Annotated in this window: 15 protein-coding genes; 4 read left to right on the top strand and 11 right to left on the bottom strand. The window is 73.5% G+C overall.

What is annotated here, in order from left to right; all coding sequences use genetic code 11:
* Positions 1-233: 233 nt before the first annotated feature.
* Both HCJ92_RS14415 and HCJ92_RS14410 read right to left on the bottom strand, forming a co-directional pair.
* Entirely contained in the window at positions 234-644 is a 411-nt protein-coding gene (locus tag HCJ92_RS14415; protein WP_167933980.1) for an ATP-binding protein, read from the bottom strand.
* A gap of 177 nt (positions 645-821) precedes the next feature.
* Positions 822-1,163, bottom strand: a complete 342-nt coding sequence (locus tag HCJ92_RS14410) for an STAS domain-containing protein (RefSeq protein ID WP_167933979.1) — start codon at positions 1,161-1,163, stop codon at positions 822-824.
* 155 nt (positions 1,164-1,318) lie between these two features.
* Between HCJ92_RS14410 and HCJ92_RS14405 the strand changes: the two genes are divergently transcribed.
* Positions 1,319-3,682, top strand: coding sequence for a DEAD/DEAH box helicase (locus HCJ92_RS14405; protein ID WP_167933985.1), 2,364 nt, complete (start codon positions 1,319-1,321; stop codon positions 3,680-3,682).
* On the opposite strand, the gene HCJ92_RS25620 is transcribed toward HCJ92_RS14405, so the two are convergent.
* From HCJ92_RS25620 to ssd, 7 genes are all read right to left on the bottom strand, one after another.
* Positions 3,645-4,121 carry an Rv3654c family TadE-like protein gene (locus tag HCJ92_RS25620; protein ID WP_338054184.1) on the bottom strand — a complete coding sequence of 159 codons (477 nt, stop codon included), beginning with the start codon at positions 4,119-4,121 and terminating at the stop codon, positions 3,645-3,647. The genes HCJ92_RS14405 and HCJ92_RS25620 overlap by 38 nt on opposite strands.
* A gap of 58 nt (positions 4,122-4,179) precedes the next feature.
* Entirely contained in the window at positions 4,180-4,563 is a 384-nt protein-coding gene (locus HCJ92_RS14395; RefSeq protein WP_167933978.1) for a TadE family type IV pilus minor pilin, read from the bottom strand.
* Positions 4,550-4,780 (bottom strand): DUF4244 domain-containing protein, encoded by a 231-nt coding sequence (locus HCJ92_RS14390; protein WP_420824711.1) that lies wholly within the window; start codon positions 4,778-4,780, stop codon positions 4,550-4,552. Before HCJ92_RS14390 ends, HCJ92_RS14395 begins: the two co-directional genes overlap by 14 nt.
* A 249-nt stretch (positions 4,781-5,029) precedes the next feature.
* Positions 5,030-5,665 carry a type II secretion system F family protein gene (locus HCJ92_RS14385; protein WP_245240876.1) on the bottom strand — a complete coding sequence of 212 codons (636 nt, stop codon included), beginning with the start codon at positions 5,663-5,665 and terminating at the stop codon, positions 5,030-5,032.
* Positions 5,666-5,801: 136 nt separating this feature from the next.
* A complete protein-coding gene (locus HCJ92_RS14380) occupies positions 5,802-6,470 on the bottom strand; it encodes a type II secretion system F family protein (RefSeq protein WP_338054183.1) in 669 nt (222 codons plus the stop codon).
* 254 nt (positions 6,471-6,724) lie between these two features.
* The gene (locus tag HCJ92_RS14375; RefSeq protein ID WP_167933977.1) at positions 6,725-7,873 is read right to left on the bottom strand and encodes a TadA family conjugal transfer-associated ATPase; all 1,149 of its coding nucleotides are present in this window, start codon (positions 7,871-7,873) and stop codon (positions 6,725-6,727) included.
* Entirely contained in the window at positions 7,870-9,027 is a 1,158-nt protein-coding gene (gene ssd / locus HCJ92_RS14370) for a septum site-determining protein Ssd (RefSeq protein ID WP_167933976.1), read from the bottom strand. Before ssd ends, HCJ92_RS14375 begins: the two co-directional genes overlap by 4 nt.
* A 605-nt stretch (positions 9,028-9,632) precedes the next feature.
* Between ssd and HCJ92_RS14365 the strand changes: the two genes are divergently transcribed.
* Positions 9,633-10,475 carry an HAD family hydrolase gene (locus HCJ92_RS14365; RefSeq protein WP_167933975.1) on the top strand — a complete coding sequence of 281 codons (843 nt, stop codon included), beginning with the start codon at positions 9,633-9,635 and terminating at the stop codon, positions 10,473-10,475.
* Between the two features lie 871 nt (positions 10,476-11,346).
* Here HCJ92_RS14365 and HCJ92_RS14360 read toward each other — a convergent pair.
* Complete coding sequence (locus HCJ92_RS14360) at positions 11,347-12,294, bottom strand: Fic family protein (protein WP_245240875.1); 948 nt, start codon at positions 12,292-12,294, stop codon at positions 11,347-11,349.
* Between the two features lie 117 nt (positions 12,295-12,411).
* Between HCJ92_RS14360 and HCJ92_RS14355 the strand changes: the two genes are divergently transcribed.
* Positions 12,412-13,410 (top strand): ATP-binding protein, encoded by a 999-nt coding sequence (locus tag HCJ92_RS14355; RefSeq protein ID WP_167933974.1) that lies wholly within the window; start codon positions 12,412-12,414, stop codon positions 13,408-13,410.
* A 214-nt stretch (positions 13,411-13,624) separates the two neighbouring features.
* Here HCJ92_RS14355 and HCJ92_RS14350 read toward each other — a convergent pair whose 3' ends face one another.
* The gene (locus HCJ92_RS14350; RefSeq protein ID WP_167933973.1) at positions 13,625-14,908 is read right to left on the bottom strand and encodes a polysaccharide deacetylase family protein; all 1,284 of its coding nucleotides are present in this window, start codon (positions 14,906-14,908) and stop codon (positions 13,625-13,627) included.
* 275 nt (positions 14,909-15,183) lie between these two features.
* On the opposite strand from HCJ92_RS14350, the gene HCJ92_RS14345 reads away from it, so the two are divergent.
* A partial coding sequence (locus HCJ92_RS14345; RefSeq protein WP_167933972.1) for a SulP family inorganic anion transporter occupies positions 15,184-16,381 on the top strand: 1,198 nt, incomplete at its 3' end.

Here is a 16,381-nt window from a genome sequence, read left to right as displayed (position 1 = left end):
GGCCTGCACCGGGTCCGCCACGGCGGTCTCCGAGCGGAGCGCTGAGCGCCGCGGCCGGGCGGGCTCGGAGCCACAGGCGGCCCGCTGCCAAGCAGCCGCCGCGCGGACGGGGGCGGGCCGCCGGCCCGGCGTGAGAGCCGAACGGCGGGAAACCGGCGCCGAGAGACACGTCAGCCCCTGTCGCCGAGAACCTTCGGCGGCAAGGGGCTGACGGAGCGGGTCCAGCGGTGGTGTCACACGGCGGTCGCAGCCGGCCAGCTCATCCGGATGCGGCCACCCTCCGCATCCGCCGCCACCTCGAAATCGTCCACGAGGCCGCTGATGACGGCGAGCCCGAGCTCGTCCGTCTCCTCACCGGTGTCGTCCTCGCCGTCGCGGTGCTGCGGGACCGAGCCCGGTGCGTCGTCGCCGACCTCGATGGAGAAGGTCTTCTCCCCCTCGGTGAGACTGACCCGCACCGGGGTCTGGAGGCCGTGCAGCTTGTGCAGTCCGACGGCCCTCGTGCAGGCCTCACCCACGGCGAGTCGGAGCTCGTCGAGCACCGACTCGTCGACACCGGCCCGACGTGCCACGGCAGCGGCTACCAGCCGAGCGGTGCGAACGTGCTCGGGCGACGCGCTGAAGCGCAGATCGACGGTGGCCATTGCTGTCCCCCTCGTCACCGCACGGCGCCCCGACCGGCTGGTGCGCCGACCACGAGCGGGGAGCACGGTGATTGGTGTGATTCGGTTGGCTTACGGAGACGCACGGGCAGAGGGACCCGCGCGGTGACAATGACCGCGCGAGTCCGCCCGCACCGGCCCTGAGGCCGGTCACACCGATCAGTCGGAGGCCGCGACGGCCTCGTCGACCGAGTCATGGATCGGGAAGACCTTGGTCAGACCCGTGATCCGGAAGATCTTGAGGATGCGCTCCTGGTTGCAGACCAGTCGCAGCGAACCCTCCTGAGCCCGGACACGCTTCAAGCCACCGACCAGCACACCCAGTCCGGTGGAGTCGAGGAAGTCGACACGCTCCATGTCCACCACCAAGTGGTGGTTGCCCTCGTTCACCAGCTCCACGAGCTGCTCACGCAGCTTCGGAGCGGTGTAGACGTCAATTTCGCCGCCAACCTCGACGACGGTGCGGTCGCCGACGGTACGAGTCGACAGGGACAGGTCCACAGATCCTCCAGCACCTTGCTCATGGGCGGTTGCCCCGGGACGCCCCCACCCCTCGGCGGAGCGGCGAACCGATTGCCGCCAGTGCATTCAATCATTTACACGGGGCCGGGGACGACGACTTATGGTCATTGTCCGCCGGACCGGTGACAGACTCGATGTCGATGCAGTACGAACCGGCCCCGCCGACCCCGGACCCCCCAACGGCCCGTCATACACCCCGGGCCCTGCTGGCGCGCCTCGAATCAGCGGGCGACCGCTCCGGTCGTGTCACCCACACGGAGCACTTGCCCGCTCGAGCGGCACGTTATTCCCCCTGGCCCCACGAGCTTCACCCCGACGTCGTCGCCGCCGTTCGGGAGCTGGGCGTCGACCGACCCTACAGCCACCAGGCCGAGGCAGTGGGGCGGGCGCTCGGCGGGGAGTCGGTCATCGTCGCCACCGGCACCGCCTCGGGCAAGTCCCTCAGCTATCTCGCGCCGGTCCTGCACGCCCTGCTCGGTCCGGCGCTCGAGGGGCGGGCACCCACCGCCCTCTACCTTGCGCCCACCAAGGCGCTCGCCGCGGACCAGGCACGCGCGGTGAAGCGGTTGGCCGCGCCGCTGGGCACGGCGGTCCGGCACGCCGTGTACGACGGTGACACCCCCGCCGAGGCGCGTGCCTGGGCCCGGCGCTACGCCAACCTGCTGCTCACCAACCCGGACATGCTGCACCGCGGGCTGCTGCCGGGCCACCGGCGGTGGGCCTCCTTCCTCCGCGGACTGCGCTACGTGGTCATCGACGAGAGCCATGTCTACCGGGGGGTGTTCGGTTCCCACGTCGCGCAGGTCCTCCGTCGGTTGCGGCGGCTCTGCGCGCACTACGGTGCGCAGCCGGTGTTCCTGCTGGCGTCGGCGACCGCGGCGGAACCGGGCGAGGGAGCCTCCCGGCTCACCGGGGTGGACGTCCACCCCGTCACCGAGGACGGCTCGCCCCGCGGCGAACTCGCCTTCGCGCTGTGGGAACCTCCCCTGACCGAGGCGAGAGGCGAGCGCGGTGCCCCGGTGCGGCGGTCCGCGACCGCCGAGGCCGCCGACCTGCTCTGCGACCTGGTCAACGAGGAGGCCCGCACCGTCGCGTTCGTCCGCTCCCGCCGAGCCGCCGAGCTGATCGCGCTGATCGCCCGGGAGCGGCTGGACCGTCGCCGCGGCGAAGCCGTGTCGTCCTACCGCGGCGGTTACCTCCCGGAGGAACGAAGGTCTCTGGAACGTGCGCTGCACAGCGGCGATTTGCTCGGCCTCGCGGCGACGAACGCGCTGGAACTGGGCGTGGACGTCGCTGGCCTGGACGCCGTGCTGATCGCCGGCTTTCCCGGAACCCGGGCCTCCCTGTGGCAGCAGGCGGGGCGCGCCGGGCGGGGCGGCGAAGGGGCACTGGCGGTCATGGTCGCCCGCGACGACCCTCTCGACACCTACCTCGTGCACCACCCCGAGGCGCTGTTCCGCCGCCCGGTGGAGGCCACGGTGCTGGACCCGGGCAACCCCTACGTCCTCGCTCCGCACCTGTGCGCCGCGGCCGACGAACTGCCGCTGACCGAGCACGACTTCTCGGTGTTTGACGCCTCCGCACGGGAGCTGACCCCCAAACTGGCCGCCCGCGGCCTGCTCCGGCGCCGGGGCGCCGCCTGGTACTGGACACGGCGGGACCGGCCCAGCGACCTGGCCGACATCCGCGGCGAGGGCGGCCCGCAGGTGCAGGTGGTCGAGGAGTCGACCGGCCGGCTGCTGGGAACGGTGGACACGGCCGCGGCGCACACCACCATGCACGAGGGCGCCGTGCATCTCCATCGCGGAAGCAGTTTCGTGGTGCGGAGCCTGGACCTCGGGAACCACACCGCGCTGGTCGAGGCCGCGGCGCCACCGTGGACGACCTCGGCCCGCGACACCAGTGAGATCGCTGTCCTCGACACCGACCTCACGGAGCAGTGGGGCGCGAGTCGGATGTACCTCGGTTCGGTGGAGGTGACCAACCAGGTCGTGTCCTACCTCCGACGACGCCCCGTCACCGGGGAGATCCTCGGTGAGATCAGACTCGACATGCCCCCGCGGGTGCTGCGCACCCGCGCTGTCTGGTGGACGCTGACCGAGGACCAGATCGACGAGGCGCGACTGACGCCGGAGATCCTCCCCGGCGCCCTCCACGCCGCCGAGCACGCGGCGATCGGGATGCTGCCGCTGTTCGCGACCTGTGACCGCTGGGACATCGGTGGCGTCTCGACGGCGCTGCATCCCGACACCCTGCTGCCGACGGTCTTCGTGCACGACGGGCACCCGGGCGGCGCCGGGTTCGCCGAGCGCGGCTACCACGCGGCCAGGGAGTGGCTGACCGCGACGCGGGACGCGATCGCGGCCTGCGAGTGCGAGGCCGGCTGTCCCTCGTGCGTGCAGTCGCCGAAGTGCGGCAACGGCAACGACCCGCTCCACAAGCGTGGTGCCGTACGGCTTCTCACGGTGGTCCTGCGCGGGATCGTGCCGACACCGTGAGCGGGACGTTCCGAGGAGCGGCGGACACCACCACCGTGAGGTCGGCGATGCCGCTCGCCGCCACGTCGCACCTCGCCAGCCTGGCACCGTTCGCCTCGGCGACCGCAGCCGCCGAGTCACACGCCGGTCCGGGCCCCAGCAGAGCCCGGTCGGCAGCGGCGAGAGCAGCCAGGTCGGCTGCGAGCGCGGCTCGTTGACGCGTGTCGGCGACCGCGACGACCGCCAGCACGGCGGTGGCCACCATGACCAGGACACCGGCACAAGCCACCGCCACCACCGTCGCCGATCCCCGGTCGCGGCCGACGGTCCGGTGGGGCAGCTGCTGCCGGAGCCCGACGGCGGGGCAGGACGTCGTGAAGGGCGCGAAGGCGGCGGTCCGCCCGTCGCCGACCACGGCGGGGGCCGGACGCCCACGGCTGCGGCCGACCGCGGTGGCCACGGCGCCCCGGTCGAGTGGCCGCCGGGCGTCCTCGTGGACCGGGCACCCCTGGCGCGGCTCACGTCGGTTCCACATGTGCGCTGGCGCGTGCGGCGACGGTGAGCGCCAGTCCGTCGGGGCCCGGCGACCGTGCGGCCACCACCACCCGATGGAGCTCCCCGTCGTGGGAGAACTCGACCTCCGCCCCGCGGGGCGCGATCGCCAGAGCGAGTTCCCGGGCCGCTTCCGGCGTCTCCCCCCGGGCGAGGGCACGCGCTCCGCCGCGCGCGGCGTCGGCGCACTCCTGGCGGGCGAGCCCGACTCCCACTCCCCACAGCAGCATGGCGAGGACCGCGACGATCGCAGGTACGGCAAGGGCGGCCTCCGCGGTGACGAAGCCGCGGTCGCCGCGGCGGACGGCACGGGGAGGCCCAGCTTCCGCCACGCCGTCACAGCGGAGCATCGAGGGCTCGTTCCACGAGGCCGCGGAGCGCCGAGGAGACGGTGTCGGAGGTGACGACCTGGTAGAGCACCGCCGCGAGGCCGGCTGCGGCGACCGTCCCGATGGCGTACTCGGCGGTGCTCATGCCGGCGTCTCGAGGCAGCCGGGGAGGCCGGGCGAGCCGGGTGCGGGCGCGGTGCGGGAGGGTGCGGACTGCACAGAGCCGGTGCTTGTTCACGGTGATGCTCCTTCGTTGAGAGGGGGTCCGGTGCCGTGGTCGGCCCGGGGCGCGTGGGGGCACGAGTTCTCCCCGACGGCCGTGTCGGTCCGTCGGATGTACGCGGTGCGGACGGTGTCGACGACCCGTTCGCCGTGTCGGTGCGGAGCTCGGCGGGTGCGACGAGGTGGCTGGACAAGAGGCGCCGGTGGGGCGGGGTGTGGAGGCCGAGTCACGGGGAACGACGCCTCGCGGTGGAGGCGCGGATGCTCAGAGGAGCTCGGCGGCGAGTCCGATCACGACGGGCGCGACGCCGATGAAGAGGAAGGCCGGCAGGAAGCAGAGGCCGAGCGGGCCGGTGACCAGGACCGCCGCTCTCCGGGCACCGGCCTGCCCCGCGCGGGCCTGTGCGCGACGCTGTTCGGCCGCGGTGGTCGCGACGGCCTCGACGGCTCCGGCACCGCCGGTGTCGGCGAGCTCCAGCCGTCTGGCGAGGGTCCGGGCCCCTGGCGAGCGGCCCAGCCGCTGCCAGACGCTCGCGGGGTCGCCACCGAGCCGGATCTCACGAGCACAACGCCGCAGCGCGGTCGCGAACTCGCCCTCGACCGCCTCGCCCACCGCCGCGGCGGCTCCGGCCGGCGTCGCACCGGCCGCGAGGCAGGCTGCGAGCAGGTCGGCCGCCAGCGGAAGCGTGGGATCCGCAGCTTCGGGCCGTCCCTCGCCCTTCAGGGCCGCTCCGACACGGCTCATCACCGCCCCACCCTCCCGCTTCGGCGGTGCCGCCGGCAGTTGGCTGAGTGCACCGGCTCGGGCGCGGCTGAGGCGCCGGCCTCTAGGCGGCAGGAGCAGGACGCCGACGGCGAGCGCGACCGAGGCGAACATGAGCAGCACGAGGGTGGTGGTCATCGCTGCTCCTGACTGCCGGTGCACCGGGCCGGACCAGGCTCGGCGCGGGGTGGACACCCGGCGCTGGAGGGCACCGGAGCGGTGGCCGTGGGGGGCGGGCGTCGGGAGCGGAGCGGTCGTGTGCGGTGGGCCGGTGTCATGCCGCGCTCCGTTCGGCGGCGCGGACGATGCCCGAGGTCCACAGCAGTCCGGCGACCTCCAGCGCGCCGCCGATCAGCAGACAGGCCAGGCCCGCCGGGTCGTTCAGCAGGACGGAGAGCGGGGCGGCACCGAGCGCGGTGCCGAGGAGGAGCCCCGCCGCGGGCAGGCAGGCCAGGACGACGACGGTGGTCCGAGGCCCCGCGAGTTGGGCTCGGAGGTCCTCGCGGGTGTCGCGGTCCGTCCGCAACGCGTGGGCGACCCGGTCGAGGCCGGTCGCCAGGGAGGCGCCGCCGTCGGTGGCGACCTGCCAGCAGGCGGCCACCCCGGCGAGGCCCGCGGCACCGGGAAGAAGCGCCGTCCGGCGCAGCGCCGCCGCGACGTCACCGCCGGTGCGCGCTGCCTCGGAGACCTCCGCAGCGGCCGGGCCGAGGCACGCGGGGCCCGCCTCGCGCAGCGCGCTCTCCGGTCGGTGGCCGGCGCGTGTCTCGGCTGCCAGCGACGAGCAGAAGGCGATGACCGCCTCGCTCCGCCGGTCGGCGAGTTGGCGCTGACGGCGGCGCAGCAGCCTGCGGGCGACGAGTGGAGCCGCGACGAGCGCGGCCACGAGGGGGATCGGGGAACTGCCCCAGAAGGAGGTGACGACACCGCCGATCAGGCAGGCCACCGCTCCTCTGGCGGGTGGGTTCCGCAGGAGGGCCCGGAGGGCCGGTGGTCCCGTTCGCGAGGAGCCGTGGCCTGTCGTGCTGCCGAACGGCGCGGCGGTGAGCTTCGGCGGCGCCGCGAGGCCCGGCTCCGTTCCGGCAGCGTGCGGTCGCAGTACCGCCCGGACTCGACGGTGTGTCGGTCGGCTGGACAGGGCCATCCGGGCGCCGGCTCCGCAGAGGACGACGGCGAGCGCGTGGGCGTGGGGGAGTTGGCTCACAGCACCCGCCCCAGGGCGTCCCAGCCACGTTCCCGCAGAAAGCCTTGTTCCGTCCACCGCAGGGCGGGCACGGTGCGCACCAGTCCGTCGGGGTCGCGCTCCAGGACGTGCATCTCGGCGAGACGGCGCCTGCCGCGCACTCGGACCAGGTGGAGCACCACGGAGAGGGCCGCCGCCAGTTGGCTGTGGAGTGCGGCGCGAGGCAGTCCCGCCATGGCGCCCAGGGCTTCGAGTCGCGCGGGGAGGTCGCGGGCTGCGCCGGCGTGGAGGGTGCCGCAGCCACCGTCGTGCCCGGTGTTGAGAGCGGTGAGGAGGGTGACCGCCTCCGGTCCGCGGACCTCGCCGACCACGAGCCGGTCCGGCCGCATGCGCAACGCCTGGCGGAGCAGTTCGTCGAGGGCGATACCGCCCGCGCCCTCCTGGTTGGCGGGGCGCGTCTCCAGGCTGACGACGTGGGGGTGTGTGGGCCGTAGCTCCGCGGAGTCCTCGACGAGCACGATGCGCTCGTCCGGGGGCACCAGGCCGAGGAGCGTCGCCAGCAGGGTGCTCTTGCCGCTGCCGGTGCCGCCGGTCACCAGGTAGGAGAGCCGGGCCTCCACCAGCCGGCGCAGGAGGTCGGCGCCTCCCGGCGGGAGCGTGCCCGCTGCGGTGAGCTCGTCGAGCGTCAGCGGGCGGGGGCGGACGACCCGGAGCGAGAGGCAGGGAGAGCCGACGGCCAGCGGCGGCAGGACGGCGTGCATGCGGGTGCCGTCGGGGAGTCGGGCGTCCACCCACGGCCGTGCGTCGTCCAGCCGCCTTCCGGCGGTTGCGGCGAGGCGTTGGGCGAGGCGGCGGACGGCCATGGTGTCGCGAAACCTGACACCGGCCCGGCGCAGGCCGTCCCCGCGGTCGACCCACACGGAGTCGGGCCCGTTGACGAGGACGTCGGTGACGTTCTCCTCGGCGAGGAGGGGTTGCAGCGGGCCGGCTCCGACGAGTTCGGAGCGCAGGTCGCGGGCCTCGGTGAGCACGGCGTGGTCGCCCAGGAGCCGGCTCTGCTCCCGGAGGACGGCGGCGACGCGGTAGGGGGTGGGTTCGTCGCCGTGTTCGGCGAGCTGGGAACGGACCTTCTCCAGGAGGTTCGCGGGGTGCCCGATGGTGGTCATGCGCGCCGCCGCTGGGTGGGAAGGAAGGGGGCGGGCGCGGCGGCGGGGCCGGCTTCCCCGCTCCTGGCCGCTCGGGGCGCGGACGGGTTCCCGGCCCGGCCGGCGGGGGCGGGAAGCGTGCGGTGGACGAGCGCCTCGCAGAACCTGCCGAACGGTGCCGTCGCGTCACGACCGGGTGGTTCGCCCGCGTCCGCGGCCGGGCAGAGACGGCGCTGGTCGGGGATCTCTCCGGCGAGCGGCAGGCCGAGGAGCCGGGAGACCTCCGTCGCGGGTAGGGCGGCGCCGGGGCGGACGACGAGCCGGAGGTCACGCACGAGTCGGCCCGCGGTGGTCGCGGTGATGCGGGCGGCGGCCACCGAGCGGAGGTCGCCGGGGACGACGAGCAGGCCGAGGTCGAGCCGGGAGAGCGCGGTGGTCGTGGCCTCGTCCGTGCCGCGGGGCAGGTCCACGACGACGGCACCTCCCCCTCGGCGTGCAGCGGCGAGGACGGAGGCCATGGCCTCCCCGGTGGGGTGGCGTCCGGCCGCGCGTGTCCAGCTGAGCATGCTGACGCCGTGCACCCGTGGCAGGGCCTCGGCGACAGCCGCCCAGGACATCCGGCCGCGGGTGGTGACGAAGTCGGGCCAGCGCGGCCCGTCGGTCCGCTCGGCGCCCAGGAGCAGATCGATGCCCCCGCTGCCGGGGTCGCCGTCGACGAGGGTCGTGGGGTGTCCGGCCCGGGCGGCGGCGAGAGCGAGCGCGGCGGCGAGGGTGGAGGCGCCCGCGCCACCTCGGCCGGGGATGACACCGATCGTCAGGGCCGGGTCGCCGGCGGTCTCGACGGCGTCGGCGATGCGGTCGGCCAGGACCTTCTCCGCGTCGGGGAGGTGCAGCACCGCCTCCGCGCCGATGGCGACACCGCGCTGCCAGATGGTGTGGTCGTCGAGGTTGTGGCCGACGAGGACGACGCCGGGGCGTCGTACCGGTGGCTGTTCCCGCGCGAGTGCCCAGTCGTCGCCGACGAGGACGAGGCGGGCGGTGGTCCAGGCGGTGGCGGCGGGTTCGTGGCCGTGGACCACCTCGGCCGGTGCGTTGGCCGCCGCACAGAGGCGGAGCAGGTCGTCCAGCAGGGCTTCGTCCTCGGTGAGCACGAGCACCGGCGGGGGTGAGGTCATCGGGTTCCTCCGTGGTTCGTCCGGGCCGACGTGGTCGACGGCTCGGACGCCACCGTGGCGGAATTCGACGAATCGCGATGATCTTGAGCAGAATCTGTGGATAACGCGGAAGATGTGGATAACTTCGACACACGAACGGGTGATCTCACCGCACACCCCTCCCCACAGGCGAAAAGACCGCCCACTATCGGTAGGAGCCGACAAGAAGCCGCCCACCGGCCCACGGACGAAAGGGCATTGGGCCCGCCGCACAACGACACGAGGAACCGGCCGACTCGGAAATCCGACGGCCGCAGGTCCCGCACAGCGGAGGACGACCGCGGGTCGCACGGAGGGCGTCGAGCACCGCCACCCGGGGACCGCACCGCGAGCCCGGACGGCGGACGAGCCGGTCGCGCAGGGCTCAGCGAGAGGCGACCGCGTCCGGACATGCGACGACCCCCGCCGGGGGGGAGAGCGGGGGTCGTCTTCCACGGACCGACTCGGGGGGGGATGAGCCGGACCGGGATAGCACGGTCGCGAACGATCCGTGACTTCCATGGTGTACCCGAGAGCCCTCCCAGGCAAACCCACGCGCCGCCGCCTACGCCGAATGGTGGGCGTTTATGCTCGACCACGTGGAAAATCTGCCGCAGCCACGTACCGCCGCGTTCTTCGACCTCGACAAGACCGTCATCGCGAAGTCGAGCACCCTCACGTTCGGTAGGTCCTTCTACCAGGGCGGCCTGATGAACCGCCGAGCCGTGCTGCGCAGTGCCTACGCGCAGTTCGTGTACATGGTCGGCGGCGCCGACCACGAGCAGGTCGAACGGATGCGCCACTACCTGTCGGAGCTGTGCAAGGGGTGGAACGTCCGACAGGTGCAGGAGATCGTCGCGGAGACGCTGCACCAGGTCATCGACCCGATCATCTACGACGAGGCGGCGTCGCTCATCGAGCGGCACCACGCAGCGGGGCGGGACGTGGTCATCGTCAGCACCTCCGGGTCGGAGGTGGTCGAGCCGATCGGACGGCTGCTCGGGGCCGACCGGGTGGTCGCGACGCGCATGGTCGTGGAGGAGGGCCGGTACACCGGCGAGGTCGCCTACTACGCCTACGGGCCGGCGAAGGCGGAGGCCGTCCGTGAACTCGCGGACTCCGAGGGCTACGACCTGGAGCGCTGCTACGCGTACAGCGACTCGGCCACGGACATCCCGATGCTGGAGGCCGTCGGGCACCCGCACGCGGTCAACCCGGGCCGTTCCCTGCGCCGCGAGGCGGTGGCGCGGGAATGGCCCGTGCTCAACTTCAACCGCCCGGTCCGACTGAAGAAGCGGCTGTCGGCTCCACGGCCCGCCGTGACGGCGGGGGTGCTCCTCACCGCCGCGGCGGTGGCGGGCGGCGTGGTCTGGTACGTGGGGCGCCGCAGCCGCGTGGGCAGGACGCCGGGCGGACGGCGCCACCGCTGAGATTCACGACGGCGGGCGGCGGAGGGCGATTCCGGACCGTGTGGCGGCGTCCGGGGCGATGGACCGCGCTTGACGGGGCGTCCGGCTCTTCGCGGGGTCCCGACGGCGGGGTGAGTCGGGTGTCGGATCATCCCCCGACGTCGGCGTCCGGGCAGGCCCCCGGTGCCTCGGTGGCGGGCGGGCGAATCACGGCGGCCCGGCCCGCACGCCGACGGCTACGGGACGCCGACAGGCCCTCGTACGTCCCCACACGGGCACGGACGCCGGTGCCGGCACCGGCAGAAAAGCGGCGACGCCGCCAAGGGCCGCGTCGCCGCCGGCTACATGTCCACCGGGCGATCAAGCGTGCTCGATGAGTACCGATCAGGACGGGGTCTGTGCCCGCTTCCTGGTGCGGCTGGCCCAAATCGTGGGCTGGCGACGCGTGGGTACCTGGTTTCCATGTGTACCGATTCCGAGGTACCTCCGACCGGTGACCTGCTCGGGACAACCGCCCGGAAGAGCCTCTGCTTCCTTTGTACGCCCGGCGCCGCACGAGAGAAAGCCGGCGGACGAGATTTTACTTTCCCCTTCAACCATCCCGTTCGGGGCCGACGCTCCCGCGCAGGCACCCGACCGACCACGACCACGACCGACCACGACCACGCCCGCCCATGACCACCACCGCCCGGAGCCCGACCCCGAACCCACGCCACTCACGTGGCCCACCCCGCACCCGCGCAGTCGCGCCGGTCGGTCCACGTCGCCCCGCACCCGTCAGCCCATTCGGCTCGACGCCGCAACCCGGAGGAACTCACCCGGCCCCGCCAGGAGATCGCGCACACCTCGGGCGTGGGCGCACGCGCCGGAACCGGTCGACAGAACCGCCGGCTCAGGCCGCGCCCCGCTGCAACGCCTCGCAGACCGCGACCGACTCGCGCGCGCCCAGCTCCGCCGCGCGACCGCAGTGCGCGATCCACCGCGCCATACCGGTGGCAGTCCCCGAGGCGTAGTCGCCGAGCGCCTCGCAGTACGCGGCCCCGCCCAGTTCGGCGTGGCCGACCTCGCAGGGCGCGACGCCCTTGGGGTCGAGTCCGCCACCGACGAGGACGATCCGCTCGGCGGCCCGGGCGACCACACCGTTGTGCGAGGTGAACGGGCGCAGCGACATCAGCTCGCCGTGGACCACGGCGGCGGTCACCAGCGCCGGCGCCCCGGACCCGGCCACCACCAGCTGGGAGAGCGCCTCCAGCCGCGCCGCCATCTCGTCGACGGGCGGCGGAGGCAGCACCGGCACCTCCGCGTCCACGACGCTCTCCCCGTCGAGCCGGGGACGCCCGACCGCCGGAGGGCCCGACGAGTGGGACCGGCCGTCGGCCCCGGCACCGGGCCGCAGGGGGGCACCCCCGGCTGCGACGAGATGAAGTCGCGCCAAAACCCGCATCGGGGAGGCGCGCCAGATGTCCAGCAGCTGTCCGGCCTCCGCCGACACCCGCAGGGCCGCGCCCATCACCCGTGCCTCCGGGTCGGCAGAGAAGTCGCCGCGGCGCCGCACCTCCTCCAGCGCCCAGTCGGCGCCCGCGAGCGCCGCCGAGGCGCGGGCGCCCCGGAGCGCGGCCTCCGAGGAGACTTCGGCGCTCCGACGCCGCATGACCCGGTGGCCGTAGACCCGGTCCACCGCCACCCGCATGCCGGCGACGGCCTCGGCCACTCCGGGAAGGTCCGCCAGCGGGAGCAGCGGATCGGTCGTGGCGCGGGACGACGGTCCGCCACCGCCGGGGGTGCGTCCGCCGCCCGAGGTGGCCGCGCCACCGCTGCTCTGGGGAGTGTTCGCCGTCATGGCGGCAGCCTATGCGGTGGCACGTCTGTTCCGTGGTGGCGCCCGGTGTCCCGCCTTCGAGTGGTCCTGGCCGCGGCGGCACCGCACCGCGGACGACCACGGCTAGGTTTGCTGAACATGAAGATCGCTTTCGTCGGCAAGGGTGGCAGTGGCAAGACCACGCTGTCCTCGCTCTTCATCCGCTCGCTCGCCTCGCAGCGCGTGCCGGTCACGGCCGTGGACGCGGACATCAACCAGCACTTGGGGGCCGCCCTCGGCCTCGACGAGGAGGGCGCAGCCTCGCTGCCACCGCTGGGAGCACACCTGCCGCTGATCAAGGACCACCTGCGAGGCAGCAACCCTCGCATCACGTCCGCCGCCTCCATGATCAAGACGACCCCGCCCGGCAGTGGTTCCCGGTTGCTGCGGCTGGAAGGCACCAACCCCGTCTTCGACGCGTGCGCGCGCGACGTCGAGTTGGTCTCGGCGGTCGACGGGGAGTCGGAGGGCCGGGTGCGGCTGCTCGCGACGGGCCCCTTCTCGGAGAGCGACCTCGGTGTCGCCTGCTACCACTCCAAGACCGGCGCCGTGGAACTCTGCCTGAACCATCTGGTGGACGGTCGGGACGCCTACGTCGTCGTCGACATGACCGCCGGGAGCGACTCCTTCGCCTCGGGGATGTTCACCCGCTTCGACATGACCTTCCTCGTCGCCGAGCCGACCCGCAAGGGCGTGTCCGTCTACCGCCAGTACCGCGACTACGCGCGGGACTTCGACGTGGCTCTGCGCGTGATCGGCAACAAGGTGCACGGGCCCGAGGATCTGGCGTTCCTCCGGGAGGAGATCGGCGAGGACCTGCTCGTCACCTTCGGCAACTCGCCCTGGGTGCGTGCCATGGAGCGTGGCGGGCCCCGCCCGTTCAGGGAGCTGGAGCAGGAGAACCTGCTCGCGCTGAAGACGGTGCACGAGGCCGCCGACGCCGCGTACGGCGCGAGGGACTGGGAGCGCTACACGCAGCAGATGGTCCACTTCCACCTGCGCAACGCGGCGAGCTGGGGCAACGAGCGGACCGGTGTCGACCTCGCCGCGCAGGTCGACCCGGGCTTCGTCCTGCGCGAGGACGCGGCCTCGGGCTGACCCACGCGAGGCGCCGCCGACGCCCGCCGGCCCGGTCGGTCACCGCGGGGGGGCGGCGCGACCGGGCCGGTACCCGAACCGTCGCGCCCACTCCCAGCGGCACCGCCGCCCCCACCCGCACCCGACCGGCACCGCTCCCGACGACCACGCAGCGGGCGCGCCGCCCCGACCGCCGCGGCGCCACGCCCCCACCGTGCCCCCGCGGGGGGGGCGGTCAGACCCCGGTCTCGGCGTCCTCCTCGCGGACGGGTTCGGCGACCTCCGCGCCCTCCGCCGGGGCCGGGCCCGCCGGGAAGGCGCCCCAGCCACCGGCCGGTGCCTCGCCGACGCCGAGTCCACGCAGTTCCTCCAGGACGGCCGGGTCCTGCGCGTCCAGCCAGTCGACCAGCTGGCGGAACGAGACGCAGCGCACCTCCTCACGCGGGCAGACGTCCGTCACGACGTCCTCGATGGCGTCCATGTAGATGCCGCCGTTCCAGCCGTTGAAGTGGTTGCCGATGATCAGCGGCGCACGGTTGCCGTCGAAGGCCCGCTGGAAGCCCTGGAGCAGCCCTTCGCGCATCTGGGTCTCCCACTCGCCCCAACGGGACGGGTCGCCGCTGCCGGGCCCCGACTGGTTGACCATGAAGTTGTAGTCCATGGCGAGCGTTTCGAAAGCGCGGCCCGGCATCGGTACCGCCTGGAGCGGGATGTCCCAGACGCCCTCGCGCTGGCTCGGCCAGACCTGGGTACCGTTGCCGCTGGAGTCGTAGCGGAGTCCGAGCTCCCCGGCGGCGGCGAGCAGGGCGTCCTGCCCCTCCAGGCAGGGGGTGCGTCCGCCGATGAGCTCCTCCTCGTAGTCGAAGGGCAGCGGCTCGTCGTCCTCCCAGCCGGTCGTGGTGCGCCAGTTCTTCACCATCCACTTGGCCTGCTCGGTCTCGCTGACCCAGTCCTCGGGAGACCAGGAGCCGACACCGCCGGGTCCGCAGAAGTGGCCGTTGAAATGGGTGCCGATCTCGCTGCCGTCGAGCCACGCGCCGCGCAGCTGCTCCAGCGTCGCGGCGATGTTCTCGTCCTTGAGGTAGCCGATGTCGGAGGCGCCGGCGGAGCGGCCCGGGGGTTCGTACGCATGGCGCTGGTCCTCCGGCAGCAGGTAGACGCCGGAGAGGAAGTACGTCATGTGGGCGTCGTTGTCCCGGGCGATCTGCCGGAAGCGCGAGAAGAGCCGGTTGCCGTCCTCGCCCGCGCCGTCCCACGAGAAGACCACGAACTGGGGCGGGGCCTGACCCGGCTCCAGTACCTCGATCGCCGGCTGGTTGGGCTGGGCTCCCGTGAAAGCGGTGGAACCGTCGCCGATCAGCTGGGGGGCCTGCGGCGCGGCCTCGGGCTCCGCGCCTTCGTCCTTCTTCTGCTGCTGGGGGCCGTCCCCCGCCGGGGCGCCGCCGGAGCAGGCGGCCATGGTGAGCGTGATGGCGAGGGCGGTAGCCGCCGCCGCAAGCCTGGTAACCGAGCCCGTCATCGGGATCTCCCGCCGTGAGGTCTGTCTGGGACGGGCCGGTCGCCGCCGTGGCGCGAACCGACCCGAACCCAAACTCTCCCGACAATCCGAAGAGATACTGATACGACAAGCAGTTCAGATGATTATTCATGCTTTGGGAGCAATGCGACCCACGAAAGGGCTTACGTACTCGTGCATGCCTTTACGTCCCATTACTCTTCATTTACCAACGCTTGGGGGTAGCCATACCCTCACCCTGCGTGTGCACGATCCCTGCCGCCCTAGGACGGAGACGGATGTCCGCCTGCGCCCCCGCCCCACCCCAAGGACTCGCCCGCCACCGGGCCGATTTCTCGGCCTCCATCTCGGTTTTCCTCGTCGCCCTGCCGCTGTCGCTGGGTATCGCGCTGGCCACAGGAGCGCCCCTCCAGGCGGGCCTCGTCGCCGCTGCGGTGGGTGGCATCGTCGCCGGCCGACTCGGTGGCGCGCCCCTCCAGGTCAGTGGCCCCGCCGCCGGCCTCACCGTGGTCACCGCCGACCTGATCCAGGCCTACGGCTGGCGCACCACCTGCGCCATCACGGTTCTCGCCGGGCTCGCCCAACTCGCGCTCTCCGCGCTGCGCGTCGCCCGGACCGCACTGGTCGTCAGCCCCGCCATCGTGCACGGCATGCTCGCCGGTATCGGCGTCACCATCGCCATCGCCCAGCTGCACATCGTCCTCGGCGGCAGCCCCGAGAGCTCGGTGTTGAGCAACCTCGCCGAGCTGCCGTCCCAGCTGGCGAACCCGCACCCGGCCGCACTCGTCATCGGCGGAGTCACCATCGCCGTGATGCTGCTGTGGCCTCGGCTCCCCGGCCGCTACGGCGCGCTCGTCCGCAAGGCGGTACCCACCGCACTGGCCGCCGTGACGCTGGCGACCGTCGTGGCGCTCGCCGCCGGCTTCCGGCTCGACCGGGTCGACCTGCCCTCGTGGAGCAGTCACGCACTGCCCCAGCTCCCGGAGGGTCCCGCGCTCGGCATTCTGGCCGGTGTACTGACGGTGACGCTGGTGGCCAGCGTCGAGTCGCTGCTCTCCGCCGTCGCGGTGGACAAGCTGGCGACCGCCCGCCAGCGCGGCGGAGGCCCCCGCGTCCCCAAGGCCGACCTCGACCGCGAGCTCCGCGGCCAGGGCGCCGGCAACGTGATCTCCGGCGCGCTCGGCGGTCTGCCCATCACCGGGGTCGCCGTGCGCAGCTCCGCCAACGTCGCCGCCGGAGCGGTCAGCCGCAACTCGACTATCCTGCACGGCTGTTGGGTACTGCTCGCCACCGGGCTCCTGGTGGGCCTGCTGGAGCTGATCCCGCTGGCTGCGCTCGCCGCGCTGGTGATGGTCGTCGGGATCCAGATGGTCAAGATCACCCACATCCGGAGCGTCACGCAGCACCGCGAGGTGGCGGTGTACGGGGTGACGGTCCTGGGCGTCGTGGTCTTCGGCGTGCTGGAGGGCGTCGGCC

The sequence above is a fragment of the Streptomyces spiramenti genome, assembly GCF_012034385.1.
Taxonomy (GTDB): Bacteria; Actinomycetota; Actinomycetes; order Streptomycetales; family Streptomycetaceae; genus Streptomyces; species Streptomyces spiramenti.
The sequence above is the reverse complement of the archived record's forward strand: the minus strand, read 5'-3'. Positions and strand labels throughout refer to the sequence as shown.